Consider the following 25,630-nt stretch of genomic DNA (forward strand, 5'->3'; position numbering starts at 1 on the left):
CACTTGATCTATAGATTCATAATGCCTAATTTTGTGTCTATGGACTCAAACAGGTAACGAACATGGCCGTCGCCGCGCAAGCGCAATCGTTCAGCAAAAACCAGTGCGTCACCGGGCTGCGTGCCGCCGTGAGCATTTTGGACAAATGGCAGGCCAGCAGCGAGCAGGCGTGTCACATTCTGCGCATTTCCCGCAGCACCTACACCCGCGCACGGCAGCGTGACCCTGACTGGTCAGTGGCGCTGGATGCAGACCAGATGCAGCGCATCAGTTTTGTGCTGAACATTCACGCCACCCTGCGCCTGGTGTTCGATAACCCCGAGAACGTCTACGGTTTCCCGTCGATGGCCAATGACAACGAGTTTTTCAATGGCCGCAGCCCGCTGGAGATCATGGCCCAGGGCGACATGATTTCGTTGTACGAAACCTTCCGGCGCATTGATGTGCTGCGTGGCGCGCAGTGGTGAAGGTGGCTGAGCTGCCGGTGTTTGCCGGCAAGCCGTTGCAGGCGTATCGGCTGGTCAACTCGAAGTTTCCGCCGATTGCCTTGTTCGAAGACGTGGCTGACGCGGACGAGTTCGACGTGCTGTTCGAGATTCAGGCGCTGGTCAATCCCCGACTGAAGAATGAAGTGGGTCAACTGGAGCTGATTCCACGAAGTGAAATTCCGTTCGGCATCCCCGGGTGTTCCTATGCGACGGCGCCGTTTACTCACGTCAATCCGGCCGGTTCGCGGTTCAGTGATGGCAGCTTTGGGGTGTTGTACCTTGCCGACTCGATGGAAACCGCGCTGGCCGAGGTGCGGTATCACCAGAGCCTGTACTGGTCGAAAGTGCCAAGCCTGAACTATGAACGCTTTGTGTTTCGCGGGCTGACCTGCACTTTTGGTGATGCGGGAATGAAGGACGCGGCCACCCTGCCGACCCATGACCCGATCTATGCGCCGGACGACTACAGCCAGTCACGAGTGCTGGGCCGGGAAATCAGGAAGGCTCGCTGCCCCGGGCTGCGCTATCACTCGGTGCGTCTGCCGGGCAGCTTGTGCTGGGCATTGATGACGCCCAAACCTGTGTCGTCGATCATCCAGAGCGCCCATTACGAGATGGTCTGGAACGGCCAGATCACCAGCGTCAGCCAGATCAGCGAGGCTTGAGGCGGCGTTCCTTGCCTGTCGATCGGGCAGCTCAATGGCAGCAACGCTGGCCGACCCGGCAGAAACACGATGCCGATATCTCCACATCGGCACGGGCCATGGCCAGATCGAGGCGGATCTTTGCAGCCGCCGCTTCTGCCTCGCGCCCCAGGCGCGTCAGGCATTCGACATAACCATGCAGGCTCCAGACGTTGTCCAGATGCCAGGATGCCCGGCTGAGTGTGTTATCCAGTCCCAGATCGGCGCGATAGGCCTGCAAGGCTTCTTCTACCCTGCCCTGCTCAAGCAACAGGGCGCCAAGCGCGTGGCGTACCGGTTGCATCCAGCCCCAAGGCTCGTCGTACGGCAAGTGATCGTCCAGCGCTTGCGCCTCGCGCAGGTGGGCGAAGGCCTCGTCCACATGACCTTTGCGGTACTCGATTTCCCCGCGCAACATGCCCCCGGCCACGGCCAGGATGTCGTTGCAGGTGTTGTTGAACAGGTAGCGAGTGTCCGGCACCCGTGCCCAGGCTTCGAGGAAGTGCTGCTGTTCGGCTTCAGCGGCAGCGACCTGCCCGCACGCCGCGTGCGCCACGCCTTTGGCGTAATGCAGCATGGCGGTGGTCACGCAGTACAACGCCGGATCGTGGGGTAACGGCGTTGCGAGAATGTCCTGCCATTTGCCGAAGCGGATCTGCACGTGCAGCTTCATCGAAACGAAGCCTTCCAGCCAGTCGGCCATGGGCGGTTGCTCAACGCGCAGCAGTTCTTCCTTGATCGTCGCGCTCATCTGTTCGGCAGCGTCCAGCGCCGGTTGATACTGGCCGAGAAACATCGCTGCATAGAGTTTGAAGTGGTAGTTGTGGCATCGGTACAGGGTGTAGAAATTGAGCGGGCCTTCTTGCGCCAGGTATTGGCTGTCGACCTCGATCGCGCGGCTGTTGGTGATCATCGCGCCACGGTAATCGCCGCACAGCACGTCGATGTGCGACGGCATGTGGCGCAAATGACCGGCGTCCGGCACCAGGTCCCGCAGCATGTCGCCGGCGCGCAGTGCCCGTTCCGGGTACGGCGACATTTCCATGGTATGCACATACATATGCAGCACGCCGGGGTGCGGTGTCTCACCCTTCGGAGTCATGCGCTGCAGCGCCTGCTCCAGCACGGCCACAGTTTCCAGCGTGTCGGCGCCGGGGGCCGGGGTGCCGGTTTTCAGGTCCCAGAGTTGCCAGGGCGTGCGGTCGATCAACGCTTCAGCGAACAGTGCCGTGACATCCGGATCGTCGGGAAAGGCTTGGTAGACCTCACGCATGGCGGCGGCGTAAGCATCGTTCCAGGTGAGGAGTTCGTCGAGGGTCGTGGCCTGCTCGGACTGATAGCGTTGCTGCAGTGCGCGAATCAGCGCCTGTTCCACCGCCGTTGCGCCGTCCAGGTGCACCAATGCAATTTGCGTCGCCAACCGGGCCTGGGCCACGGCCTCCTTGAGTTCCTGCTCGATGAAAGCATCCCAACGCTTGTTGTAGTTGGGGCCGCTGGCATAGGCGATCCCCCAGTAAGCCATCGCACATTCGCGGTCATGTTCGAGGGCTTTGTGAAAGCAGCGGATGGCCTCGTCGTGGTTGTAGCCGTAGCACCACATCAGGCCGCGGTCGAACCAGAGCTGGGCTTGTGGCGAACTCGTTGTCACCGGGCGGCTGTAGGTGCCCAAATCGTAGTAGTCATGCATCGGTTTACCCTCCCGATCAGAGCGTGAAACCCGCGAAGAAACAGGATACCCCCACGCTTGTGCCCAGGCAGTGCAGCCGACGACAGGTCAGGCCGCATCATCACCCCCACGGGAGGTAGCTCGTTCGCTCTATCAATGTCGTCGATGTCCACCATCACTTCAATGAAGTTCTCTTAAAAACTGCGCGGCGTAACATCAGCTCCATACCAACCAACAACACCCCGGAGCACACGATCATGAAACGCCAAACCATCCTCAGCATCGCTTTCTCGGTTTTCGCAGTTAACGCATTTGCCCTCGGATCGACTGATCGAAAGCCGTGTGGCTGAAGGGGGTTCGGATCGTTTGATCCAGAATCGTGTCGCTGAAGGCGGCTCTGATCGCCTGATCGAAAACCGCGTCGCTGCCGATGGTTCGGATCGCTTGAAAGGTAACGAAGTAGCCGCCGATGGCTCGGATCGTCTGCAAGGCAACACCGTCGCTGCCGATGGTTCCGACCGCCTGAAAGGTAACGAAGTAGCCGCCGATGGCTCGGATCGTCTGCAAGGCAACACCGTTGCATAATCAATCGCTACATCGCGGTACCCAGCAAAAAGCCCGGCCTGATCAGCCGGGCTTTTTCGTGTGCGGCATCATGCGACCGATGGGAACTTCTTGCGGTACGCCGCCGGCAACAAGCCCACGCGCTGGCGCAAGAGCCTGCGGAACGAGTTTCCATCTTCGTAGCCGACGGCGTAGGTGATGCTGTCCAGGATCATGCGGGTGGATTCCAGCAACTGGGTGGTGATGCGCGGCCTGTTCCGTGCAGCGAAAGGTACGGTGCCACCCGGCGAATTTGCCCGCGAACTGGGGTTGTCGGAACAGTCGATGCAAATGCCTTCGTGGCTGACGGAGTGGTCACAAAGTTGCGACGGCATAAGCCTTCATCTGCGGGACGAAGAGGCGCCGCGTGCTCGACAGGCACAGGCCGTAGAATGACAGTCGCGGGGGTGCACTTTATCCTGTCGCTCCATCCACTGCCCGGAGACACCTGTGCCCCCCTTGACTGCCCGCGAGGTTTACCAGCAATTGCGCGACGCTGCCCTGGGCCTGCGCTCGCTCCAGCGTCTTGATGAACAATCTGAGCCTGGCATGGTGCAGGTCGATATCGATGGCTGGCGTTTGCGCCTTGATATCGACGCTGGTCGCCTGCGCCACTGCCTCGGCTGCCAGAGTGCGGACGGGCGGATTTTCGATGGAGGGCAACGTTTCGGCACCGATCCGGTGAGCTTGCTCAGCACCTGGGAACTGGCGCAGATCGAGCAGTTATTGGCTGCGGCTGTAACAGATTGATTACACCATTGAGCTTCGTACCAACGTCTGTGCTGTGATACATAAGACCTGATGCGCATCCCATGCCCAAGAGGTTTGCTTATGTTCCACTGCCCACGCTTGCCGCAACTGCTGAGCGGCGCCCTGCTCGGCTTGGTCGCCGCAGCTGCTCACGCTGCCCCTTCCCCTGCCCCCGATGCCCTGCAACCGTTACTGGCAACCATCAATGAGCGCCTGAATATTGCCGATCAGGTGGCGCTGACCAAGTGGGACAGTGGCAAGCCAATCCAGGATACAGCCCGCGAAGCGCAAGTCATTGCCAACGCCCGCAAGCAGGCGGTTCAGCAAAAACTTGACCCGGACGAAGCGGCCGAATTGGTTGCGGCGCAGATAGAAGCCAACAAACTGGTGCAGTATGGGCTGCTCGCTGTCTGGCAAGCCGCCCGCAAGGCACCCGACGTGCCACGGCCCGACCTGAGTCAAATCCGGCCAAAACTGGATATGCTGCAAGTCCGCCTGTTGCAGCAATACGCCGATTTCATGCCCTATCGCGTCGACCCGGAATGCCCTAACTGGCTGGCCGAACAACGCGCCAGCCTGATCAAGGATGCCCTGCATGGCCAGGCATTGATTCGCGCAACCGGTGAGTTGTGCGTGACGGATCAATGACCGTATCCATTGACTGCGTCGATAGTCACCATTGATTCAATGAAGTTCTCTTAAAAACTGCACGGCGTAACATTGGCTCCATACCAACCAACAACACCCCGGAGCACACGATCATGAAACGCCAAACCATCCTCAGCATCGCTTTCTCGGTTTTCGCAATCAACGCATTTGCCGCGACCTCTGTTCAACCTGTAGTCGCTGAAGGCGGCTCGGATCGACTGATTGAAAATCGTGTGGCTGAAGGGGGTTCGGATCGTCTGATCCAGAATCGTGTCGCAGAAGGCGGTTCCGATCGCCTGATCGAAAACCGCGTCGCCGCCGATGGTTCGGATCGCCTGCAAGGCAACACCGTCGCTGCCGATGGCTCCGACCGCCTGCAAGGCAACACCGTCGCTGCCGATGGCTCCGACCGCCTGCAAGGCAACACCGTCGCTGCCGATGGTTCCGACCGCCTGAATGGCAACACCGTCGCCTAAATAAATAGCTACACCGCAACAGCCAAAAAAGCCCGGCCTGATCAGCCGGGCTTTTTCGTGCACGTTGAAAAAGGGACTTTCGCCCATGGCAATTTCCTGCACGAGATCGAGCCCCATCCCATACAAAACAAGGATCAGGCTGATATTCAAAACGAGCGGTAACCGTTGAAATATCGGTTTGGGAACTCAGCCGGGAGACACGCTTTCAACCACCCATCATGCTGCAGTTGACCCTGAACCCCCTGCTCAACCAGAATGCCGGAGGTAGCGCTGATGTAGCTACAAATTAATAATGAGGTTACTGCCATGGGTGCATTACTGAAAACGACTGACGTGCGTTGCCGTATTGATGAGGATTTGAAAGCACGAGCTACCGAAGTTTTGAGTGCGTGCGGCTTGAGCATCAGTGACGCCATGCGTCTTTTTCTTCGTCAGGTTGTCGCGACTCAGGGACTACCGTTTGAAGTTCGCGTCCCTTCCGAGAAAACGGCTCGCGCCATGATGGAAGCACGCGAAATTCGTCAGCGGTTCGACTCGATAGACGAAATGCTGAGGGATGTTGATGGCGAAACCGGAGAAAAAACAAAAACGCGCTGAACTGCCAAAGCAGTGTGCACAGACCTCGGAGTTCAAGAAGTCGTGGGAACGCTACAAGCGTGCCGGCCGACGCAATATGAATGAGGTTCGTCAGGTAATGGTCATGCTTTTCTTGGGAGAGCCGTTACCAGCAAACTACCTTGATCACGCGTTGTCGGGAGATTGGAGCGGTTTTCGAGAATGCCATATGGGTGGTGACTTCTTGCTGATCTATCAGCACACACGCCCCGACCTGCTCACATTTGTCGACCTCGGCAGTCACTCCGAACTGTTCAAATAACGCCGAACACCAGCAAAAAACACCAAGCCTCGATTGATTCGGGGCTTTTTCGTGGGCGGTTTTTAAGCGAACCTATGCCTCCTTTCTGCGGATCTCTCCCATGAGCAAGACCGAAGCGCTGGCCAAAATCATGCTCGGCCCCGTGTTGCTGATGCAGGGTGCGTACACGCGGCGGGTTACGCCGAAACTGCCCGAAGCCGAGGGGGAGCGCCAGGGTATGGCGGGCAGTGGTGAGGTCCTGCGCCTGTTGATTCTGGGCGACAGTGCCGCCGCGGGTGTCGGGGCGTCGACCCAGGCCGAGGCCTTGAGCGGGCAACTGGTCAGTCGCTTGGCCAGGGATTACCAGGTGAGATGGAGCCTCTGGGCACGTTCGGGTCTGGACTCGCAGGCGTTACTTGAAATGCTTGAGCAGCAGCCACCGCAGGTCTTTGATGTAGTGCTGCTGTCGATTGGGGTCAACGATGTCACCAGTACACTGACGGTTGATCAGTGGATCGCCCGGCAACAACAGTTATTGGCTGTGCTGCGCGGCCGATTCGCAGCCAGGCAGATCGTGATGTCCCCTGTCCCGCCCATGCATCTGTTTCCTGCGCTGCCGCAACCGCTGCGCTGGTATCTGGGCAATCGGGCGGCGCGTTTCAATACACGCCTGGCGCAACTGGCAAGCCGCGAAGATCACTGTACGATGCTGACAACCGACCTGGCCCCCGTGGCCGGTTCGATGGCGCGGGATGGTTTCCATCCGGGGCCGGCCATCTACAGCTTCTGGGCAGATGACGCCGCGCAGGTCATTGCCCGCCAACTGGGTAAACCCGCATCAGGCAAGCTTTGAACAACAACAAAAAAACAGGAGTTGAATATGTCTGAACTGCAACTGCACCCCAAAGCCGCGGAGTCCTTGAGCCTGTGGCACGCGATGATCCGCACTGGCGATTTGAAATCCTTGCCGACGTTGCTGGATCCGCAAGCGGTGTTCCGTTCACCGATGGCGCACACACCGTATCCGGGCGCGCCGGTGGTATCGATGATCCTGAACACGGTGTCCCAGGTGTTCGAAGACTTTACCTATCACCGTGAACTGGCGACCGCCGACGGCTTGAATGTCATCCTCGAGTTCAGCGCCAGGGTCGGCGAGAAACAGCTCAAGGGCATCGACATGATCCGCTTCAACGAGCAGGGGAAAATCGTCGATTTCGAAGTGATGGTTCGTCCGCTCAGCGGCTTGCAGGCACTGGGTGAAGAAATGGGCCGACGCCTCGGTGCCTATCTGGCCGCCAGCAAGGCCTGATCGCTGCGCAACACCGGTCGGGCCTTGGGCACCACCTGCAACTCGACCGGCTCACAGAGAAACGCACTGCAGCGCGAACGTAACCAGCGCTGGCCTGAATCCGCGTGCGCTGCTGCGCGCCAGACCATCGACAACTCATGTACCGGCAGGTGCAGCGGTGCCGGCTCAGCCCGCATGCCCGCCACCGATGCCATCGCCTTGGCCACGTAATCCGGCACGATGGCCAGCATGTCGCTTTGCGCCAGCAACCCCGGCAACGCACTGAACTGTGCAACGGTCAACACCACCTTGCGCTGTCGGCCCAGCAGGCTCAGGGCGTGGTCGGTATCATCCGTGGCATTGCCCATGGACGACACCACGACATGCGGGCGCCGACAGAACTCGTCCAGGGCCAACGGTCCAGGCCGAGTGTCAAAACGCAGCAGCGTCGGGCGAATCTGCCGCAGCCCCTTGCGTCGCGCACTGGCCGGCAGGTCGAGGGTATGGCTGATGCCCATGGAGATGTCGCCGTTCACCAGCCTCTGCGACATCTGCTGTTGATCGACCCGAAGCATGATCAATTTGATGTTCGGTGCCTCGATACGCAGCTGGCGCAACAGCCGTGGCAGCAACGCATATTCGACATCGTCGGACAGTCCGATGTGAAACGTCGTATCGCTGGTGCGTGGATCGAACGACTGGCAACGGCTCAACGCAGCGGCGATGCCGTCCAGCGCCGGCGCCAGGTTGGCAAAGATTTCCTCGGCCCGCGCAGTCGGCTCCATCACCCGCCCGCAACGAATGAACAGCGGGTCATCGAACAACACGCGCAAACGGCCCAGGGCACCGCTGATGGTGGGTTGCCCAAGGAACAGCTTTTCGCCGACGCGACTGACATTTCGCTCATGCATCATCGTTTCGAAAACCACCAGCAGGTTGATGTCCGCACGACGCAGGTCATTTCTGTTCATGAGGTTCGCTACCCGGCACACGGCCATTGAGTTCGGGAAGGTGCCTGTACAGGTTATGAGTGTGGTGGCGGAACGTCTGTCGTACATGGGGACAAAACGATCATGCATTAGGTGAGTGTGCTGATACTTCGGTATAGCGCCCTGTAAAAAGCGCATTTAAATGAATGACTTGCCTATGCCCAATATAAGCGCCACATGACGCCGTGGCAGGTTTCACGGGTTTTTTGTCCTAACGTGTGGCACGCCCGTGCTTCTAGGATACTGAACCGATTTTCCGCCCCAGCCCGAACAAGAAACCGAGGCGCGCATGATCGAAACGCCCACACAAAAGCCTGCCCCTGAGCGCACGCCGCCCTTTGCAAAAGGAACCTGCAGCAAGATGCTGTTCAACACAGGCCAAAGGACCTCTCGTCTCTTGCTCGGTCTCAGTCTCAAGCCGCTGGAAGCACCCCTGGTGTGGCTGATGGGGTTGATCGTGGCGTCCTGCATATTGATCAACACCGAAACCCGCACCGACCTGACCACCACCACGCTGTATATCGCGCTGTTGTTGATGGCGATCAACCTGCTGTCGATCAGCGCAGTGATCGTTGTTGCGTTGTTTTGCATGTTGGTGCTGACGACGATGTGCTTGTATCAGGGCGGGTTTCAACACTGGGAAACCGTCACTGATTTGCTGCACAGCCTGGCTGTACTGGCGGCCATTGTCTATCTGGCGCTTCGCAGCAAACGGGTCTCCGACATCCTGCGCCACAAGGAAGTCTATATGGTCGGTGCCCAGCGCCTGACCCAGACCGCTTGCTTTGGCTTTCGCGCCGACCTCGGCAGAATGGGCTGGTCGGAACAGGCGGCACGGATCCTCGAATACCCAACGGGCACACCGCCCTCGGTGGCGTTGTTCCTGGAGCGAACCCACCCCGATGACCTGCCGCTGGTACTGGCCGGTTTCGACAAGGCTGCGCGTCATGAAACCCTGATCGAGGTCAAACACCGCCTGCTGATGCCCGATGGTCGAATCAAGCATCTGCATTTGTTCGCCACCCCGCTCTTCACCCGAAAAGGCTGCTTCGAGTATCTGGGCGCACTGATGGACGTGACTGCCAGCAAACAAGCCGAAGAGGCGCTGTGCCGCGCCCAGACCGAATTGGCGCACGTCACCCGCGTGACCACCCTGGGCGAATTGGCGGCGTCCATTGCCCATGAAGTCAATCAGCCGTTGGCGGCGATCACCAGCAGTGCCGAGGCCTGCCGCAATTGGCTGAGCCGGCCGCACCCCGATGTACTCGAAGCGCGTCAGTCACTCGAACGCATCATCGCCAGTTCGAGCCGCGCGAGTGAAATCACCCGTCGGGTCAGGGCGCTGTCGCGCAAGTGCGACCCGTTGCGCCAGAACGAATCGCTCAACGACATCGTCAGCGAAACCCTGAGCCTGGTGCGCTGCGAACTGGCGCATCACAAGATCAATCCGAAAATCGAACTGAACGCATTCGGCGGCCAGGTCAGTGCCGACCGCGTGCAGCTGCAGCAAGTCATCATCAACCTGATCATCAACGCCTGCCAGGCCATGGAGGCAGTCAGTCCTTGCGAACGGGTGCTTTGCATCCGCACCTGGGTCAAACACAACGAAGTGTTGCTGGAAGTAGCCGATCAAGGCCCGGGCATACCTGCCGACATCTTGCCGCAGTTGTTCACGCCCTTCTTCACCACCAAGGCAAACGGCCTGGGCATGGGCCTTGCCATTTGCCGTTCGATCATTGATTTCCACGAAGGGCGAATCTGGGCCACCAGCGCAACCGGCCAGGGCAGTTCGTTCCTGTTTGCCCTGCCGATACGCGTCGCCAACGATCAGGGTTTCGCTGCGGCCATTTAATACACAGGTATGAGTGCCGTCTGTCGGACTGACAATTAATGTAGCGTCCCTCGCCAGGAACACAGCCCCGGCGGTTGCGCGTCCACCCCTTGGGAATCAGCAATGAACGAACAACATCCACTCAACAAAATTACCCCAAACGAGTCCATGGTTTTCATCGTTGACGACGATGCGCCGCTGCGCGAATCCCTCGGCAGTCTGTTGCGATCGATCGGCCTGCGGGTCGCGTTGTTCGGTTCGGTTGCCGAGTTCATGAAGTACCAGCGACCGGACACGGTCAGTTGCCTGGTGCTGGACGTAAGGTTACAAGGCAGCAGTGGCCTGGACTTTCAAAACGAACTGGCCACTGCCGGCATCAACGTGCCCATTGTGTTCATCACCGGCCATGGCGATATCGCCATGACGGTGCGCGCGATGAAAGCCGGCGCGGTGGATTTTCTGACCAAGCCGTTTCGCGAGCAGGATCTGATCGACGCCGTGTGCGCCGCACACAGCCGGGATAAACAACGTCGCGAGTCCGAGCGCCATGCCGATGAACTACGGGCGCGCCACCAAACCCTCACCGCCCGGGAACAAACGGTTATGGCGCTGGCCGCCTCGGGCTTGATGAACAAACAGATTGCCGGGGAAATCGGCTTGAGCGAAATCACCGTGAAGATCCATCGCGGCCAGGCCATGCGCAAAATGGGTGCGCGGTCCTTTGCCGATCTGGTGCGCATGTCTGAGGTGATCTCGGCCCAGCCCGCAATCAGGTGACTATACCCACGTATGCTGTGCGTCCTTTCGGGACAGCGTATCTTGCAGTGATGGCGCAGAGCCTTTTCAGTGTTCTGCGTTACCAGGCAGGACACCACTATGTGTAATGAGGCAATGATTGCCGTTGTCGATAACGATGAATCCGTTCGAATGGCATTAGACAGTTTATTGCGATCCAGTGGTTATCGGGTTCGTACGTACGGGGGAGCAAAGGAGTTTCTTTTTTCCGAGGATCTTTTAGTGACGTTCTGTTTGATCTCCGACATACAAATGCCGGAAATGGACGGCATCAGCATGTATGAGCAACTGGCGGCCCGAGGCATCCATATACCGGTGATTTTCATAACGGGAAACCCTTATGCACAGCGGCCTCCCGGCCTCGGCGCGAAGAAACCGATTGCCTTTTTCCCCAAGCCTTTTTCCACCGACAAGTTGCTCGCCTGTATCGAAACAGTCCTCAACCGACGCAACTAACTTCAGCCGGTTAATACCTTGGTATAGCCCACTCATACTTACTCATACTCGCGCTGACCCAATGTAGCAGTGTCAGATTCAAACCGCTCGAATACCATCTGCTGCAGATCAAGCCGAACCGTCTGCGCCGCGTTTTTTTTACCACTACGCGAATGATTGGCCACAGCGGTAGTGCTTACATCGCAACAACTTTCTCCCTCGATTGTTCTTCAGGAGCAAAACAATGAAACAGCAAATTTTGATTATCGGTGCAGGTTTCGGTGGTGTATGGAGCGCATTGAGCGCTGCCCGTCTGCTGGACAAGCACGATCGAAATGACATCGAAATCACCGTGCTGGCTCCTCAAGCTGAACTGCGGATCCGCCCGCGCTTCTACGAGCCCGATGTACACACCATGAAAGCACCGCTGAACGATCTGTTCGATGCCGTGGGCGTGAAATTCGTTCAGGGTTCGGCCGAGGTGATCGACGAGAAAAACAAACAGGTTGGCTACACCAACGTCGCCGGTGTCCAGGGCAAGTTGAGCTACGACCGCCTGGTGCTGGCTGCCGGCAGCAAGCTGATGCGTCCGCCGCTCGAAGGCCTGGAGCATGCGTTCGATGTCGATGAAATCGAATCCGCCACCGAACTGGAAGCGCACATCAAGGCGCTGAAGGACCAGCCGGCCAGTGCTGCGCGCAATACCGTAGTGGTGATCGGCGGTGGTTTCACCGGTATCGAAACCGCCACTGAAATGCCGGCACGCCTGCGTGCCGCGCTGGGTGATGACGCCGACATCCGTGTGGTCGTTCTCGAACGCGCCCCGCAAATCGGTGCCGCTCTTGGCGACGGCATTCGCCCATCCATCGTCGAGGCGTCGGAACATCTGGGCATCGAATGGCTGGTCGGCGCCACCACGGCCTCGGTCGATGCAAACGGTGTGACCCTCACCGATGGCCGTCGCATCGAGTCCAACACAGTGATCTGGACCGTGGGTTTCCGCGCCCACTCGCTGACCGAGCAAGTGCAAGGCACCCGCGATCATCAGGGTCGTCTGCATGTGGATCAGAACCTGAAAGTGCGCGGGCACGCCGATGTCTTCGCCAGTGGTGACGTGGCCTATGCCGCCACCGATGATCAGGGCAATTTCGCCGCCATGTCCTGCCAGCACGCGATTGCTTTGGGTCGCTACGCCGGCAACAACGTCGCCGCCGAACTGCTGGGCGTGGAACCGATGGCCTACAGCCAACCCAAGTACGTCACTTGCCTGGACCTGGGCACCTGGGGTGCGGTGTTCACCGAGGGCTGGGATCGCCAGGTGAAATTGGTGAAACAGGAAGCCAAGGAACTCAAGACCCAGATCAACTCCGTGTGGATCTACCCGCCGGCGGCAGATCGTGCCACCGCGCTGGCCGCGGCTGATCCATTGATTCCAGTGGCCTGACGCCAAGCCGCAGGTGATCGATATGTATGCTTTTTTCGAAGATCCGTATCGGGTACTGAGGCTGTCCCATGTACTGCTGATCGGTGGGTTGTTCGCGCTGCTCATCGGTGCCGTTCTGGCTTACGGCTATGACGCGTATCTGTCATTGCCCGGCCTGGTGATGGCCCATGCCTTGACGATACTCGGTCCGACAGCCATCAAGCTGGGTTATGTCATGCGCTTGCTGTCTTTCAATCGGCTGCGACAAAACCCGCTGACAACGCTGCAGGGTTTCACCGGGTGAAGTGAAGTTAAACGCCCGTATCCCGGCCAGCCCACTCCTTGCTGGACCGGGACATTTCCCAAGCGCCCGCCACTGGTTTTTCTGGCGGGCGTTTTTTATCACGTCAGCTCTACCGCAATTCCCGATGAACATTTGCTCCAAAGGACAACTGAACAGCCCATTTCAGTAGTGCTTTTGCACAACAACACCAACGCCCCTCACTAAGAGTTTGCCCGGCATCACCGATGCCCTGCGAGTTGCCGTTCGATAGCAAAAACCCGGAAGAACAAATGTCTATCATTAAACGTTGCAAGAAACTTTTTTTTTCAGATGCCTTGGCCTGGCTGGCTGCCATTGCGGTCGGCAGCATGATCTTTATTACCAACTCTTACCTTGAGCTGGATGTTGCGCCGACACTGTTCTACATCACGCTGGTGTTCATGTCGGCGAACTTCTTTCCTGTTCCGGTTTTCCTCGCCGTCGCTTTCGGTTGCGTAGCCATCCTGAGCGCCACCTTCGTCGTCGAAGAAGGCTACCGCGATCACCGGATGATCGCCGGGTTCGTGCGTTGCCTGATCGCACTGACCACCATCACCTTGCTGGCGCTGCGCAGCAAGCGCGCGACCGAGACGTTGCGTCGCAAAGAAGCGTTCTTTCTGGGTGCAGAAAAACTCAGTCACACCGGCAGTGTCGGTTTTGCCATCGATGACGAGGTGATCGTGTCGTGGTCGGATGAAGCCTCGCGCATTTTCGAGTACCCACTGGGCGAAACGCCAACGCTGGCGATGGCCCGCGAGCGCACACATCCTGATGACCTGGCGATTTTCGACAGTGTCCTGGAACAGGCTGCCCGCCAGAAAAGCCTGATTGAAGTGGAGCACCGGCTGGTCATGCCCGATGGCCGGATCAAGCATGTGCAGATGATCGCCAACCCACTGTTCAAGCATGGCAGGCGCATTGAGTACGTCGGTGCCTTGATGGATGTGACCGGGTCAAGACACTCCGAAGAAGCGCTGTTGCACACCCAGGCCAAACTCGCTCACGTGACGCGGGTGACCTCCATGGGTGAATTGGCCGCGTCCATTGCCCATGAGATCAACCAACCGTTGGCGGCGGTGATCACCAGCGGTGAATCCTGCAAGCGCTGGATCAACCGCCCCGAGCCGAACCTCGAAGAAGCTCGCCGCTCACTGGACCGGATCATTCAGAATTCAGCCAGGGTGTCCGATGTCATCACCTGCATTCGGGCGCTGTCGCGCCAGAGTGAAGTGCAGCGCCAGACCGAAGTGTTCGACGAAATCGTCAGTGACTCACTGACGCTCATGCAACATGACATCTGCAATCATCAGGTTCGTCCACTCGCACAGCTGGGTGCCCCCGGCGCGCACATCCACGGTGACCGGATACAACTGCAGCAAGTGATCATCAATCTGATCATCAATGCCTGCCAGGCCATGGCCAATGTGCATGACCGGGCACGAACGCTGCGGATTCAAACGTCGGTCCAGGATAACGAAGCGCTGCTTGAAATCGCCGATTCCGGCACCGGCATTGCCGAAGACATTCTGCCATCGCTGTTCGATCCGTTCTTCACCACCAAACCCACCGGCCTGGGGATGGGCCTCTCGATTTGCCGCTCGATCATTGAATTTCATGGTGGGCGCATCTGGGTGTCCAGCGAAGTGGGAGTGGGCACGCAGTTTCTGTTTGCGATTCCGCTGACGTCCCCGAATCACGATGAATAACCTTCATCCACACATGCCGCCATGCGGTGCTTTGGAGAACTCGCTGTGTCTATCAATGAAACAAGCCCGCATCCTGATCATGCCCAACCGCGCACCATCGTGTTCGTGGCCTACCCGCAAATGGGTCTGCTGGACCTGACCGGTGCCCAGACAGTGTTCTGGGTGGCCAACAAAGCCATGACTGAACGCGGGCTCCCCGGCTATGCGCTGCATACCGCCAGTCTCACCGGTGGCGAAATCCAGTCGGCCGAAGGCCTGGTGGTGCAAAGCCGGAAGCTGAGCGAGTTTGACGATAACCCGGTCGATACCCTGATCGTCCCCGGCTCCCCGAGCATTCGCCAGATCCTTGCCGAAAGTACGGCGCTGGTGGACTGGCTGCGCCAGGCTTCAGCCACGGCCACGCGCACGGCGTCGGTGTGCAGCGGCACATTCTTGCTGGCCCAGGCCGGTTTGCTCGATGGCCGGCGGGCCGCGACCCATTGGGTGATGGCCGAATGGTTCGAGCGCCTGTACCCCCAGGTCGAACTGGATCAGGAAGCGATCTTCGTGCAGCAACAGTCGGTGTGGACCTCCGCCGGCATCAGTGCCGGGATCGATCTGGCCTTGGCGCTCGTGGAGGCTGACGGGGGGCGCGAAGTCGCGATGCAGGTCGCCCGACACATGGTGGTGTATTACCGCCGACCAGACAATCAGGAGCACTGGGGCGCATTGCTGCAATCGCAATTCCAATGCTGACGCCCATACCCAGGTATGACGACTGTAGCCCCATGTGCTACGCCACTGTCTTGAGGTAGGAGTGTTGTCAGGCGTGTATCGATTTACGCTGGGCACCTTGAATGAATCAACTCATCGCGCCGACGCGCTGACCCGGGGACGGTTGTCATGAACGCACTGCAAAAGCTGTACATCGTCAGTCATCCGCTGCGCATCAGTCGCTATGGTGCGCATACGTCGCTGTCCACTTGCGAGCGAGTGGAGATCATCGACGCGTTGACGCAAACCCTCAACACCACGCTGGGCATTCTTGCGCAGCTCAAACGGGGTCAGCAGACAGTACGAAACGTCAGCTTCCTGCCGGTGCAACAGCTGTTCCATCGCTTGGTACGCGTCAACGCCGATTACGCCGAATTCCTTGCCGACGGCATCACCGACCTCGGCGGATACGTTGAAACCGCGGCGCTCTACAGCCTGAATGACAGTCGTGAATCACAGTGTTTTGCCGACTGCCTGACCGGGATTTGTCAGGGTACGCGCCGCCTGCGAGCCTTTGATGCCTTGCTGCGCGACTGCTGCGACAGCGCTATCGAAAACAAGGACACCGCCAGCAAACGATTCTTTGAAGAGTGCGCACGGCACAACGCGCGTTTCCTGTCGCTGCTCGAGGACAACCTGGCCCGGGAACAGCCGTACTGAGAACGCTGCTGTATTTATCTAAAATCAACCAACAAACATACCCAAGTATACTATTCCGCTTTTTTTGAGCGCGTATCTTGCAAGTATGGCGGGCGCCACTTAGCGCCACTCGCAATGACGCAAGGTTTCCACATGTTCAACTCAGCTATTATTTCAGTTGTTGATGATGACGAACTAATTCTTATCTCGCTGGACAGTTTATTGCGTTCTTACGGTTACACGGTAAACACCTACAACAGCGCCTACGCGTTTCTTGAATCCAGCGGCCCCGAGCAGACCGACTGCCTGATCTCCGACATTCAGATGCCCGGTATGTGCGGGGTACAGCTGTACGAAACGCTGGCGGCCAGAAACACCCATATCCCCACGCTTTTCATTACCGGAAAGCCTGGCCTGCCACCGCAGTTCAGCGCCAGCGTGCGAAAACCCGAAGGATATTTTGCCAAGCCTTTCAATACCGATGCATTGCTGGCGTGTATCGACAGGGTGCTTAAGCGCCAGGTTCGATGCTGACCGCCTGATCAATAATTCTTAACACCTTGGTATAACAAACTCAGACTCAAGCAGGCACTTTTTTGCCGTTTGCAAAGCTGCGCTGCAACACCGAAACAAATAACATTTTCATTATCAGTTTCTGTTTATTTAAAACTTTGATTCTTCCTGCCCAACTAAAACCTCAACGTGAAGAACCGTGACATGCCAAAAAACAAACTGACCTCGATCAACGGCGCTCCCGTCGTCGACAACTTCAATATCCAGACCGCCGGCCCTCGCGGCCCAGCATTGCTGCAGGACGTCTGGCTGTTGGAAAAACTCGCCCACTTCGACCGCGAAGTCATTCCCGAGCGACGTATGCACGCCAAAGGTTCCGGCGCCTACGGCACCTTCACCGTAACCCACGACATCACGCGCTACACCAAGGCCCGGCTGTTTTCGCAGGTGGGCAAACAAACGCCGATCTTTACCCGCTTCTCGACGGTTGCCGGTGAGCGCGGCGCGGCGGATGCCGAACGCGACATTCGTGGTTTTGCCCTGAAGTTCTACACCGACCAAGGCAACTGGGATTTGGTCGGCAACAACACCCCGGTGTTTTTCTTTCGCGACCCATTGCGCTTCCCGGACCTCAACCATGCGGTCAAGCGCGACCCGCGCACCGGCATGCGCAATGCGCAAAGCAACTGGGATTTCTGGACGTCATTGCCCGAAGCCTTGCATCAGGTGACCATCGTCATGAGCCAGCGTGGCATTCCGCGCAGCTACCGGCACATGCATGGTTTCGGCAGCCATACGTTCAGCCTGATCAACGCCAACAACGAACGGCATTGGGTCAAGTTCACCTTCAAATCCCAACAAGGCATCGACAACCTGAGTGACGAACAGGCTCAGGACCTGATCGGCCGCGACCGCGAAAGCCACCACCGTGACCTGTTCGACAGCATTGAAGCGGGCGACTTTCCACGCTGGACGTTCTACATCCAGGTCATGACCGAGGACCAGGCCCATGATCACGGCGTCAACCCGTTCGACCTGACCAAGGTCTGGCCGCACAAAGACTACCCGTTGATCGAGGTGGGTTACTTCGAGCTCAACCGCAACCCGGAAAACGTCTTCGCCGAAGTCGAACAAGCCGCGTTCTCGCCGTCGAACGTCGTACCCGGCATCGGCTTCTCACCCGACCGGATGCTGCAAGCGCGGTTGTTTGCCTACGGCGATGCCGCGCGTTATCGCCTGGGGGTCAATCACCACCAGATCCCGGTCAACGCCGCCCGTTGCCCGGTGCACAGCTTTCATCGCGACGGCGCCATGCGCGTGGACGGTAACTACGGCGGTCAATTGGCGTACGTACCCAATAGCGATGGTCAATGGGCCGATCAACCGGACTGGCGCGAACCGCCGCTGAAGATTTCCGGCGCTGCCGGGCATTGGGATCATCGCGTGGACGAAGATCACTTCGAACAGCCCGGCAACCTGTTCCGTCTGATGTCCGAGTCGGAGAAACAAGCGCTGTTCGACAACACCGCGCGCTCGCTCAGTGGCGTCTCTCAGGAAGTGCAGCAACGGCATATCGCCCATTGCACCCTGGCCGATCCGTTTTATGGCGCCGGGGTTTCCCGAGCATTGGCCGAACTCGACCGGTAAAGCCCAGACCCTGCAGGAGCGAGCCTGCTCGCGATTGCGGAGTGTCAGTCACTTTAAAGGTGACTGGTACACGGCAATCGCGAGCAGGCTCGCTCCTGCAGGTTTATCGCTACAGTTGAAGATATCGACCCAGAGACCGGGCTTCGGCGTGTACGCAAACGGAGCGTTGATGGCATCATCCCCCGTCAGATCGACAGAGGAAGCGTCCTGATGCACTCCAAATCAATGCCGGCGTGCGCCGATGTGCGCCCGTGCCAGCCGCCCGGAATCACCCAATGACGGCCATCGTTCGGCCAAGGCCGATGCTGATTTCCCTGGGTCTGTTGTTGCTGCTGGTGTTCTGGTTGTCGCTGGCTCTCGGGCCGGTCAGCCTGCCGTTGGGCGATACCTTGCTTGCCGGCCTGCGTCTGCTTGGCCTGCCAGTGAATGGCGGTGACACGCAACAGGCGCAGCTGATCCTCGGTCAGATCCGCCTGCCACGCAGCTTGCTCGGCATCGCGGTCGGTTCGGTACTGGCGTTGTCGGGCGTGGCGATGCAGGGGTTGTTCCGCAACCCATTGGCGGACCCGGGCCTGGTGGGAGTGTCTGGCGGTGCGGCGCTCGGCGCGGCTTTCGCCATCGTTGGTGGCAGCATGCTGGGTGGTTTGTCACCGGCCATCGAACCGTATCTGCTGTCGATATGCGCTTTCGCCGGTGGCTTGATCGTCACGGCGGTGGTGTATCGCTTCGGCCGCAGCAATGGCCAGACCAACGTCGCCACCATGTTGTTGGCGGGGGTGGCGATGACCGCCATGGCCGGTGCAGGTGTCGGCTTGTTCACTTACCTGGCCGACGACGCCACGCTACGCACCCTGACCTTCTGGAACCTGGGCAGCCTCAACGGCGCCAGTTACCCGCGCTTGTGGCCGTTGCTGATCGTTGCAGTGGGCGTGGCGTTGTGGCTGCCACGGCGCGCGGCAGCACTCAATGCGATGTTGCTCGGCGAATCGGAAGCCCGGCACCTGGGTTTCAATGTCGAGCGAATCAAACTCGAACTGGTGCTGTGCACGGCGCTGGGTGTGGGTGCCGCCGTGGCGGCGGCAGGCCTGATCGGTTTTATCGGCCTGGTGGTGCCGCACCTGATGCGCCTGCTGGTCGGCCCGGATCATCGGGTTTTGTTACCGGCCTCGTTGCTGGCCGGTGCCAGCCTGCTGTTGTTGGCCGATCTGGTCGCCCGACTGCTGCTGGCGCCAGCCGAATTGCCGATCGGTATCGTCACGGCGCTCATCGGCGCGCCCTTCTTCCTTTACCTGCTGGTGCGAGGGCGTGCCTGATGCTGCGGGCAAACAATTTGCTGGTCCGACGCGGCAGCCGCACCGTGCTGGCCGACATCGATATCGACTTGCGTCCGGGTCAAGTACTTGGCGTATTGGGGCCTAACGGCGCGGGCAAAAGCACCCTGCTCGGCGCCCTTTGCGATGAGTTGCCGATCAGCGCAGGCACGGTCAGCCTTGACGGGCGCAAACTCGCTGACTGGCCGGGCCAGGAGCGGGCCAGACGCCTGGCCGTGTTGCCGCAGAGTTCGAGCCTGAACTTCGCTTTCTCGGTCAATGAAGTGGTGGGCATGGGCCGTCTGCCCCATGCCAGCGGACGTGTGCGCGATGCGCAAATTGTCGCCGAAGCCCTGAGTGCCGCCGACGCCTTGCACCTGGCCGGGCGCAGTTATCTGGCGTTGTCCGGTGGCGAGCGCCAGCGTGTGCATCTGGCACGGGTGCTCGCGCAACTGTGGCCGGGCGCCGAGGGGCAGATTCTGTTACTCGACGAGCCGACCTCGATGCTCGACCCGCTGCACCAGCACACCATCCTGCAAGCGGTGCGCGATTTTGCCGGACGCGGTGCGGCGGTGCTGGTGATCCTGCACGATCTCAACCTGGCGGCACGTTATTGCGATCAATTGCTGCTGTTGCAAGACGGTCGTCCACACGCCTGCGGCCCACCGGATGAAGTATTGACCGCTCAAGCGCTGGAAGCGGTGTACGGGCTGCAAGTGCTGATTCACCGACACCCGGAACGCGGCCACCCTTTGATTATCGCGCGCTGATTCCCCGGTGTGCGAAAGGCCATGTCTGATGAGGAAAACCGATGCGCATTCTGCTGTTATGCCTGGTCAGTCTGCTGGCTGCCTGCCAATCCAATTCCGTCACTGCCCCACCCGCGCCGATCGCCCCGCAAGGTCGCGATCACGCTGACCACCGGGTGATCCGTGAACTCGCCACCGGCCGCACCCTCACCCCGCAAGCGCTGGTCGAACGCCTGGCGGCTGCGCCACGGGTGCTGGTCGGTGAACAACACGACAATCCTGATCACCATGCCCTGCAACTGTGGCTGCTGCGCCAACTGGCGGCGCGGCGTCCGCAAGGCAGTCTGCTGATGGAAATGCTCAACCCCGATCAACAGGCGAAAGTCGACGCCGCGCAGGCCGATACCCGCGCCGGTCAGCCACCGGCCAATGTCTATCAGGCGCTTTCCTGGCAAGCCAATTGGGATTGGAGTGTTTACGGTGCCGTGGTGACTTACGCCCTAAGCCAGCCCTACCCGCTGCTGTCGGCCAACCTTGACCGCGCGCAGATCATGCAGATTTACCAACAGCGACCGACGCTCAGCGGCGAAGCGTCCACCACGCAACAGGTACAAGCGACCTTGCTGGAGGACATCCGGGAATCCCATTGCGGCCTTCTGCCCGAATCACAGATGCCGGCAATGCTGGCGGTACAGCAACAGCGTGACCGTCACATGGCAGAACGCCTGTCAACGGCACCGACGCCTGCACTGTTACTGGCCGGCGCGTTTCATGTACGCAAGGATCTCGGTGTGCCATTGCACCTCAAAGACCTCGGTGCCGGCAAAGGTAACGCGGTGCTGGTGCTGGCCGAAGCAGGCAAGACCGTGACAGCAGAAAGCGCGGATTATGTGTGGTACACCGCCGCGCAACCGGAGCAGGATCACTGCGCGAGCTTGCGTGGCGGCACGTCATCGACAATGCAGCGATAACGTGCCGCGTAAAGTTGTAGAGAGTTTGATTAGTCCATCACCTGGAAGGATCTTTTCGACCGTGCGCCAGGAAAACCTCACAGGCCCAACCGAAACTGCTTCGGCGTAATCCCGAACCGCTTGCGAAACGCCCGAATGAAATTACTCGGTTGCCGATACCCAAGCCGTTCGGCAATCCGCTCGATGGGCTGGTCCCCCGCCGTCAGCCAATGCCGTGCCAACTCCAGACTGTCACCGCGAACGTGCTGTGAAGCTTCAGTCTGCCAGTGGCGCAACATGCTCTGATGCAAAAACGGATTAGCCCCCAGCAATGGTTCATCGAGACTGGCCAGCGGCAGGCTCAGGCACGGATGGGCTCCGCGCTTCACGTCAACCCCGACACCGCGCAACCACTCGCCAGCCGCCTGCTCGGACGTCAGGGTCACTGCGCAAAAAACCTCACCCGGAGCCCGCCCCAGTCGTCGGGCGATGTTGCGCACCAGGCTCAACGTCGCCGCATCCAGCCCAAAAAAATGTGGTAGCCGGTAAACGCTGCGCAAGTGCAGGTGGGCCTGCCCATCGACTTGCTCAAGTTGCGCCTGAACATAATTGGTCACTCGGGGCAGAAACTCGGTGAAGCACAGCAGACTGGCGCGCAGGGTCGCGGCGGAATCGAGCAGAATGTTCAAGCCTTGCAGGGTGGTGGTGGCCATGCCGTTAACCAGTTCACAGCCGAATGTTGCGCTTGCACCCAGCCGCTCGCATTCACTCCACAACTCCTCGACCAGGTGCGCCGGCACCTGTGAACCTTGCTCGTCCAGTAACGAAAGGCAGATACCGGCCCGCTTGAGCAACTGATCACGACACAGCCCTGACTGCTGGGCGTGACTGAGGATGGTGCGGGTGAAGGCGCTGGAAATGAACGGTTGACTGGTCATGGCACGCTACAACGAAAGACAGGCGTGTACTTATGCCAGCCTCTGTGATATCGATCCAATGCATTAAAAGTATCTACGCAATGCAGGAGACGCATGATGGATCTACGCCAGCTTCGCCATCTGGTTGCACTGGCCGACTACCGCAACTTTGGTCGCGCAGCCGAGGCGATCAACCTTAGCCAGCCGGCCTTCAGTCGCAGCATCCAGACCCTCGAACGGGACCTCGATTGCCTGTTGGTGGAACGCAGCAGTCGCGAATTCCGTCTGACCGGTCAAGGCGAACTGGTGCTGCAACATGCTCGCCGCTTGCTCGCCGGCAGTCAGGCCCTGCACAACGAACTCACCCAGTACAACGGCCTGACCGGCGGCGAGTTGCGTTTCGGTTGCGGCCCCTATCCGGCTCAATTATTGGTACCCGAAGCCCTGGCAGAATTTATCCAGGCCCATCCGGCGATCCGCATCAGCTTCCATCAGGGCGATTGGCAACAACTGGCGTTGTGGTTGCGTGAGCAACAGATCGAATTCCTGGTGGCCGATGCGCGCTATTTCACCGGTGATCCGCAATACCACGTGCAACTGTTGCGACCGCGGCGCGGGCGTTTTTTCTGTCGTATCGGTCATCCCCTGGCCAAGCGCAAAAACCTGTCCTTGCGCGCCCTGCTCGATTACGCCGTCGTGGGCACCCGCATTCCGCCGATGATCCGCAAAATCCTCGCCGATGCCCAGGGCGAGCCGGACTTCAATCCGACCGTCGAATGCGCTCAATTCGATGCCATCTGCCGCGTGGTGAGACGCTCCGATGCGGTAGGCATCGCTACCATGGAAGCGCTCGCCGAACAGGTCGAACAAGGGTTGATACAGCTTCTGGAATTTGTCGATGCGCCCAGTGATGACCCTGGACTGCTTCTGCATTACGGCATCGTCAGTCGCGTCGGCTATTCCCTGACACCCGCAGCGCTGGCAATGATGGAGGCGATAGTGCGGGTCGATGAGCGTTTGCTGGCCGCGACCTCGATGTAAACCCGGTGGGAGCCAGCAGGCTCGCTCCTACAGGATTTCGGGGCGCGGCATCAGGCCCGGCGTGCCAATGCTTGCACCGAACGAGGTTCACCCAGAGCCCGCAGCAGGCAATGCATCGCTTCCTCACGACTGCGCTCGAAGCGATAGCGCGCTTCGATGTACAGCGCCAGTTTCAACTCCACCGGCTCCTCAAACGGCAACGGCACATGTTGCAACCCCAATGCACCGGCAACCCGGCTCGGCAGGCTCATGCCGAACGGTTGCCGGTCGGCCATCACTTTCGCCGCCAGCGTGCTTTGGGTGCTTACCGCCAGTGTACGGCGCAACCCCTTCAGGCCGAGTTGCAAATCCACCGGGCTGAGCCCGTCGCGGCGGCTGGAAATCTGGATCTGCGGTTGCTGCAAATAGGCTTGCAAGGTACTCGGCGGCTCCTTCAACGCGGCGCCGTAAGCGAACACATAACGATCGGCGGGCAATACCTGTTTATGCAAGCCGGCCAACCCGGCCAGGGGTTGGTCGAGGTCGATCAGGATGTCCAGTTTGCCGCTCGACAGTTCCTGCAAGGCATCGCGTCGACGTGGCTGGAAGTAGCGGACCTGCCAGTCGGCGTGGGGCGATTCGAGCAAGGCATCGAGCAAAACCGGTTGCAGGCAATCCAGGCAACTGATGCGCAACAGCGGATTGTTCTGCCGTGCGGCGGGAATCATCCGCAAGCCGTCGCGCAGGGATTCCAATGCAGCGCGCACGTAATCGGCCAGGCGATGGGCGACCAGCGTCGGGGTCACGCCCAGGCGACTCTTGATGAACAGCGGGTCGCCGCATAACTCGCGCAGGCGGCGCAATGCGTTGCTCATGGCCGGTTGCGACAGGCACATCACTTCGGCGGCACGGGTGACACTGCGCTGCTGGTAGATTGCATCGAAGGCGAGCAGCAGGTTCAGGTCGAGCTGGCGTAAATCAAGCATGGTCTTGCTCCGGCAAATCGCTTAACGTCGCGCAGCCTAACCAGTGTTTCGCCAGACGCCGTGAGCCCTACATGACAAAAAGCGATCAGGCATCGTGCAAGCAACCTTTGCCCAATGCGTTCTATGCCCCGACGTTGCTGCCGGCCATCGAGGAGTTGCTGGCCCGCGGGGTTGCCCGCGACCGTATCGAAGCGCTGTTCCGGCGCAGCCTGTTCGAGTTGCGCACGCCGTTCATGCGCGTGCCGCTCTTCCTGTCGCGGCGTTTCTGGGAGTTTGCCCAGCAACAGACCGGCGACCCGTTGATCGGTCTGGCGGCAGGCCGGCGCTTTGTTTCCACCGCCACCAATGGTCTGACGTACCTGTTCGACGTGGCCGCGACGCTGGACAGCGCGTGCCAGTATTTCGTGCGCTTCTTCCCGTTTTTCAATGGGCACTTCGAGGCACGGATTGTGCGCGGCGAACACGATGTACAGCTGCAATTGCTCGAACGTGGCAGCGTCAGGATCAGTGCGCCGAGCGCCGATTACATCCTCATCAGCCTGTGCAGCATGCTGCGGCGCAAATTTTTGGCCAGCGGCCTTGAACGCGACCCGATCCTTGGCGTCGATCTGGCGTGTGCCTGCACGAACAGCCCTGAACTGCATGAGCAGGCGTTCCGCGTACCGGTAGGCTGGGGGGCACCACAGCATGGGATCCGTCTCGATTCCGAGCTGTTCGTCACGGCGCTGACACCTGGCAATCATGAACTGGAAAACACCCTGATCGATTTGCTGGAGCAAACCCGTCGCAACAGCGAGCCGACCTTGCTGGAGCAAGTGAGCGATCACCTGATCGCCGACCTCGCCAATGCCAACTGGCAACAGTTCTGCAGTGCTCGGCATTTGCTTGAGCGCACGGCGGCAAGACGCTTGAAGGCGTTGGGCTGGAGTTTTTCAGAATTGCTGGATGAGTATCGCCGCTGCCGGGCCGAGGACTATTTGCAGGGCGCGGACCTGGAACTGGTGGAGATTTCCGACCGACTCGGTTACAGCGATGTGCAGAGTTTCAACCGTGCCTGTCTGCGCTGGTTCGGGTGTGCGCCGGGGGTGTATCGGGCCAAGTGGGCGCAGCCGTCAGTTCTGGGTTGAATGAACTGGCCCCATCGCGAGCAGGCTCGCTCCCACAGGGTTATCGGGTGTACACAACAC

27 protein-coding genes and 4 pseudogenes are annotated in these 25,630 nt (G+C 59.5%); 25 read left to right on the top strand and 6 right to left on the bottom strand.

The window, feature by feature from the left end:
• Positions 1-62: 62 nt before the first annotated feature.
• Positions 63-467 (top strand): antitoxin Xre-like helix-turn-helix domain-containing protein, encoded by a 405-nt coding sequence (locus ASD60_RS26475; RefSeq protein WP_056856812.1) that lies wholly within the window; start codon positions 63-65, stop codon positions 465-467.
• Positions 461-1,153 carry an RES family NAD+ phosphorylase gene (locus ASD60_RS26480; RefSeq protein WP_056856813.1) on the top strand — a complete coding sequence of 231 codons (693 nt, stop codon included), beginning with the start codon at positions 461-463 and terminating at the stop codon, positions 1,151-1,153. The genes ASD60_RS26475 and ASD60_RS26480 overlap by 7 nt, the downstream gene beginning before the upstream one ends.
• 31 nt (positions 1,154-1,184) lie before the next feature.
• On the opposite strand, the gene ASD60_RS26485 is transcribed toward ASD60_RS26480, so the two are convergent.
• Positions 1,185-2,858, bottom strand: coding sequence for a tetratricopeptide repeat protein (locus ASD60_RS26485; RefSeq protein WP_056856814.1), 1,674 nt, complete (start codon positions 2,856-2,858; stop codon positions 1,185-1,187).
• 236 nt (positions 2,859-3,094) lie between these two features.
• Here ASD60_RS26485 and ASD60_RS26490 point away from each other — a divergent pair.
• Positions 3,095-3,422, top strand: a pseudogene (locus tag ASD60_RS26490) (hypothetical protein).
• 68 nt (positions 3,423-3,490) lie between these two features.
• Here ASD60_RS26490 and ASD60_RS29060 read toward each other — a convergent pair.
• A pseudogene (locus tag ASD60_RS29060) lies at positions 3,491-3,637 on the bottom strand (GlxA family transcriptional regulator); the annotation flags it as partial.
• Position 3,638: 1 nt separating this feature from the next.
• Here ASD60_RS29060 and ASD60_RS29600 point away from each other — a divergent pair.
• The 3 genes and pseudogenes from ASD60_RS29600 to ASD60_RS26505 form a co-directional block, all read left to right on the top strand.
• A pseudogene (locus ASD60_RS29600) lies at positions 3,639-3,836 on the top strand (thioesterase); the annotation flags it as partial.
• A gap of 54 nt (positions 3,837-3,890) precedes the next feature.
• Positions 3,891-4,190 (top strand): DUF7693 family protein, encoded by a 300-nt coding sequence (locus ASD60_RS26500; protein WP_056856816.1) that lies wholly within the window; start codon positions 3,891-3,893, stop codon positions 4,188-4,190.
• 81 nt (positions 4,191-4,271) lie between these two features.
• Positions 4,272-4,838, top strand: coding sequence for a chorismate mutase (locus tag ASD60_RS26505; RefSeq protein WP_056856817.1), 567 nt, complete (start codon positions 4,272-4,274; stop codon positions 4,836-4,838).
• A 50-nt stretch (positions 4,839-4,888) separates the two neighbouring features.
• Here ASD60_RS26505 and ASD60_RS29065 read toward each other — a convergent pair whose 3' ends face one another.
• The gene (locus ASD60_RS29065) at positions 4,889-5,464 is read right to left on the bottom strand and encodes a hypothetical protein (RefSeq protein ID WP_156386301.1); all 576 of its coding nucleotides are present in this window, start codon (positions 5,462-5,464) and stop codon (positions 4,889-4,891) included.
• Between the two features lie 156 nt (positions 5,465-5,620).
• Between ASD60_RS29065 and ASD60_RS26515 the strand changes: the two genes are divergently transcribed.
• The 4 genes from ASD60_RS26515 (at position 5,621) to ASD60_RS26530 (ending at position 7,479) form a co-directional block, all read left to right on the top strand.
• Entirely contained in the window at positions 5,621-5,911 is a 291-nt protein-coding gene (locus tag ASD60_RS26515; RefSeq protein WP_056856819.1) for a type II toxin-antitoxin system RelB/DinJ family antitoxin, read from the top strand.
• Entirely contained in the window at positions 5,877-6,191 is a 315-nt protein-coding gene (locus ASD60_RS26520; protein WP_056856820.1) for a type II toxin-antitoxin system YafQ family toxin, read from the top strand. The genes ASD60_RS26515 and ASD60_RS26520 overlap by 35 nt, the downstream gene beginning before the upstream one ends.
• 100 nt (positions 6,192-6,291) lie before the next feature.
• Entirely contained in the window at positions 6,292-7,023 is a 732-nt protein-coding gene (locus tag ASD60_RS26525; protein ID WP_056856821.1) for an SGNH/GDSL hydrolase family protein, read from the top strand.
• Positions 7,024-7,050: 27 nt separating this feature from the next.
• Positions 7,051-7,479, top strand: coding sequence for a nuclear transport factor 2 family protein (locus ASD60_RS26530; protein WP_056856822.1), 429 nt, complete (start codon positions 7,051-7,053; stop codon positions 7,477-7,479).
• Here ASD60_RS26530 and ASD60_RS26535 read toward each other — a convergent pair.
• Positions 7,455-8,429, bottom strand: coding sequence for a LysR family transcriptional regulator (locus tag ASD60_RS26535; protein ID WP_056856823.1), 975 nt, complete (start codon positions 8,427-8,429; stop codon positions 7,455-7,457). The two genes, ASD60_RS26530 and ASD60_RS26535, sit on opposite strands and share 25 nt — an antisense overlap.
• Positions 8,430-8,844: 415 nt before the next feature.
• On the opposite strand from ASD60_RS26535, the gene ASD60_RS26540 reads away from it, so the two are divergent.
• From ASD60_RS26540 to ASD60_RS26600, 13 genes and pseudogenes are all read left to right on the top strand, one after another.
• A complete protein-coding gene (locus ASD60_RS26540; protein ID WP_330219581.1) occupies positions 8,845-10,299 on the top strand; it encodes a sensor histidine kinase in 1,455 nt (484 codons plus the stop codon).
• A gap of 102 nt (positions 10,300-10,401) precedes the next feature.
• On the top strand, positions 10,402-11,055 hold the full coding sequence (locus ASD60_RS26545) for a response regulator transcription factor (protein WP_056856825.1): 654 nt from the start codon (positions 10,402-10,404) through the stop codon (positions 11,053-11,055).
• A gap of 99 nt (positions 11,056-11,154) precedes the next feature.
• Positions 11,155-11,529: a response regulator transcription factor gene (locus ASD60_RS26550; protein ID WP_056856826.1), complete on the top strand. Its 375-nt coding sequence runs from the start codon at positions 11,155-11,157 to the stop codon at positions 11,527-11,529.
• Between the two features lie 223 nt (positions 11,530-11,752).
• Positions 11,753-12,952, top strand: coding sequence for an NAD(P)/FAD-dependent oxidoreductase (locus ASD60_RS26555; RefSeq protein WP_056856827.1), 1,200 nt, complete (start codon positions 11,753-11,755; stop codon positions 12,950-12,952).
• A gap of 22 nt (positions 12,953-12,974) precedes the next feature.
• Positions 12,975-13,235, top strand: coding sequence for a hypothetical protein (locus ASD60_RS26560; RefSeq protein WP_056856828.1), 261 nt, complete (start codon positions 12,975-12,977; stop codon positions 13,233-13,235).
• Positions 13,236-13,504: 269 nt separating this feature from the next.
• Positions 13,505-14,959, top strand: coding sequence for a sensor histidine kinase (locus ASD60_RS26565; protein ID WP_056856918.1), 1,455 nt, complete (start codon positions 13,505-13,507; stop codon positions 14,957-14,959).
• Positions 14,960-14,980: 21 nt separating this feature from the next.
• Positions 14,981-15,682: pseudogene (locus ASD60_RS26570) on the top strand (AraC family transcriptional regulator); the annotation flags it as partial.
• Positions 15,683-15,841: 159 nt separating this feature from the next.
• Positions 15,842-16,372 (top strand): hypothetical protein, encoded by a 531-nt coding sequence (locus ASD60_RS26575; RefSeq protein WP_056856829.1) that lies wholly within the window; start codon positions 15,842-15,844, stop codon positions 16,370-16,372.
• Positions 16,373-16,504: 132 nt separating this feature from the next.
• On the top strand, positions 16,505-16,885 hold the full coding sequence (locus ASD60_RS26580) for a response regulator transcription factor (protein ID WP_056856920.1): 381 nt from the start codon (positions 16,505-16,507) through the stop codon (positions 16,883-16,885).
• A 183-nt stretch (positions 16,886-17,068) separates the two neighbouring features.
• A complete protein-coding gene (locus ASD60_RS26585) occupies positions 17,069-18,511 on the top strand; it encodes a catalase (RefSeq protein WP_056856830.1) in 1,443 nt (480 codons plus the stop codon).
• Between the two features lie 329 nt (positions 18,512-18,840).
• The gene (locus ASD60_RS26590) at positions 18,841-19,824 is read left to right on the top strand and encodes a FecCD family ABC transporter permease (protein ID WP_162250590.1); all 984 of its coding nucleotides are present in this window, start codon (positions 18,841-18,843) and stop codon (positions 19,822-19,824) included.
• A complete protein-coding gene (locus ASD60_RS26595) occupies positions 19,824-20,591 on the top strand; it encodes a heme ABC transporter ATP-binding protein (protein WP_056856832.1) in 768 nt (255 codons plus the stop codon). The genes ASD60_RS26590 and ASD60_RS26595 overlap by 1 nt, the downstream gene beginning before the upstream one ends.
• Positions 20,592-20,632: 41 nt before the next feature.
• Complete coding sequence (locus ASD60_RS26600) at positions 20,633-21,541, top strand: ChaN family lipoprotein (protein WP_056856833.1); 909 nt, start codon at positions 20,633-20,635, stop codon at positions 21,539-21,541.
• 77 nt (positions 21,542-21,618) lie between these two features.
• Here ASD60_RS26600 and ASD60_RS26605 read toward each other — a convergent pair whose 3' ends face one another.
• Positions 21,619-22,458: an AraC family transcriptional regulator gene (locus tag ASD60_RS26605; protein WP_056856834.1), complete on the bottom strand. Its 840-nt coding sequence runs from the start codon at positions 22,456-22,458 to the stop codon at positions 21,619-21,621.
• 93 nt (positions 22,459-22,551) lie between these two features.
• Between ASD60_RS26605 and ASD60_RS26610 the strand changes: the two genes are divergently transcribed.
• Positions 22,552-23,478 (top strand): LysR family transcriptional regulator, encoded by a 927-nt coding sequence (locus ASD60_RS26610; protein ID WP_236708513.1) that lies wholly within the window; start codon positions 22,552-22,554, stop codon positions 23,476-23,478.
• Positions 23,479-23,528: 50 nt separating this feature from the next.
• Here the strand turns inward: ASD60_RS26610 and ASD60_RS26615 are convergent, their stop codons facing one another.
• Positions 23,529-24,443, bottom strand: coding sequence for a LysR family transcriptional regulator (locus ASD60_RS26615; RefSeq protein WP_056856836.1), 915 nt, complete (start codon positions 24,441-24,443; stop codon positions 23,529-23,531).
• 71 nt (positions 24,444-24,514) lie between these two features.
• Here ASD60_RS26615 and ASD60_RS26620 point away from each other — a divergent pair, with 71 nt between their 5' ends.
• Complete coding sequence (locus ASD60_RS26620; protein WP_056856837.1) at positions 24,515-25,570, top strand: helix-turn-helix transcriptional regulator; 1,056 nt, start codon at positions 24,515-24,517, stop codon at positions 25,568-25,570.
• Positions 25,571-25,630 lie beyond the last annotated feature (60 nt).

This window comes from Pseudomonas sp. Root562 (genome assembly GCF_001427125.1).
In the GTDB taxonomy this organism is placed as follows: Bacteria; Pseudomonadota; Gammaproteobacteria; order Pseudomonadales; family Pseudomonadaceae; genus Aquipseudomonas.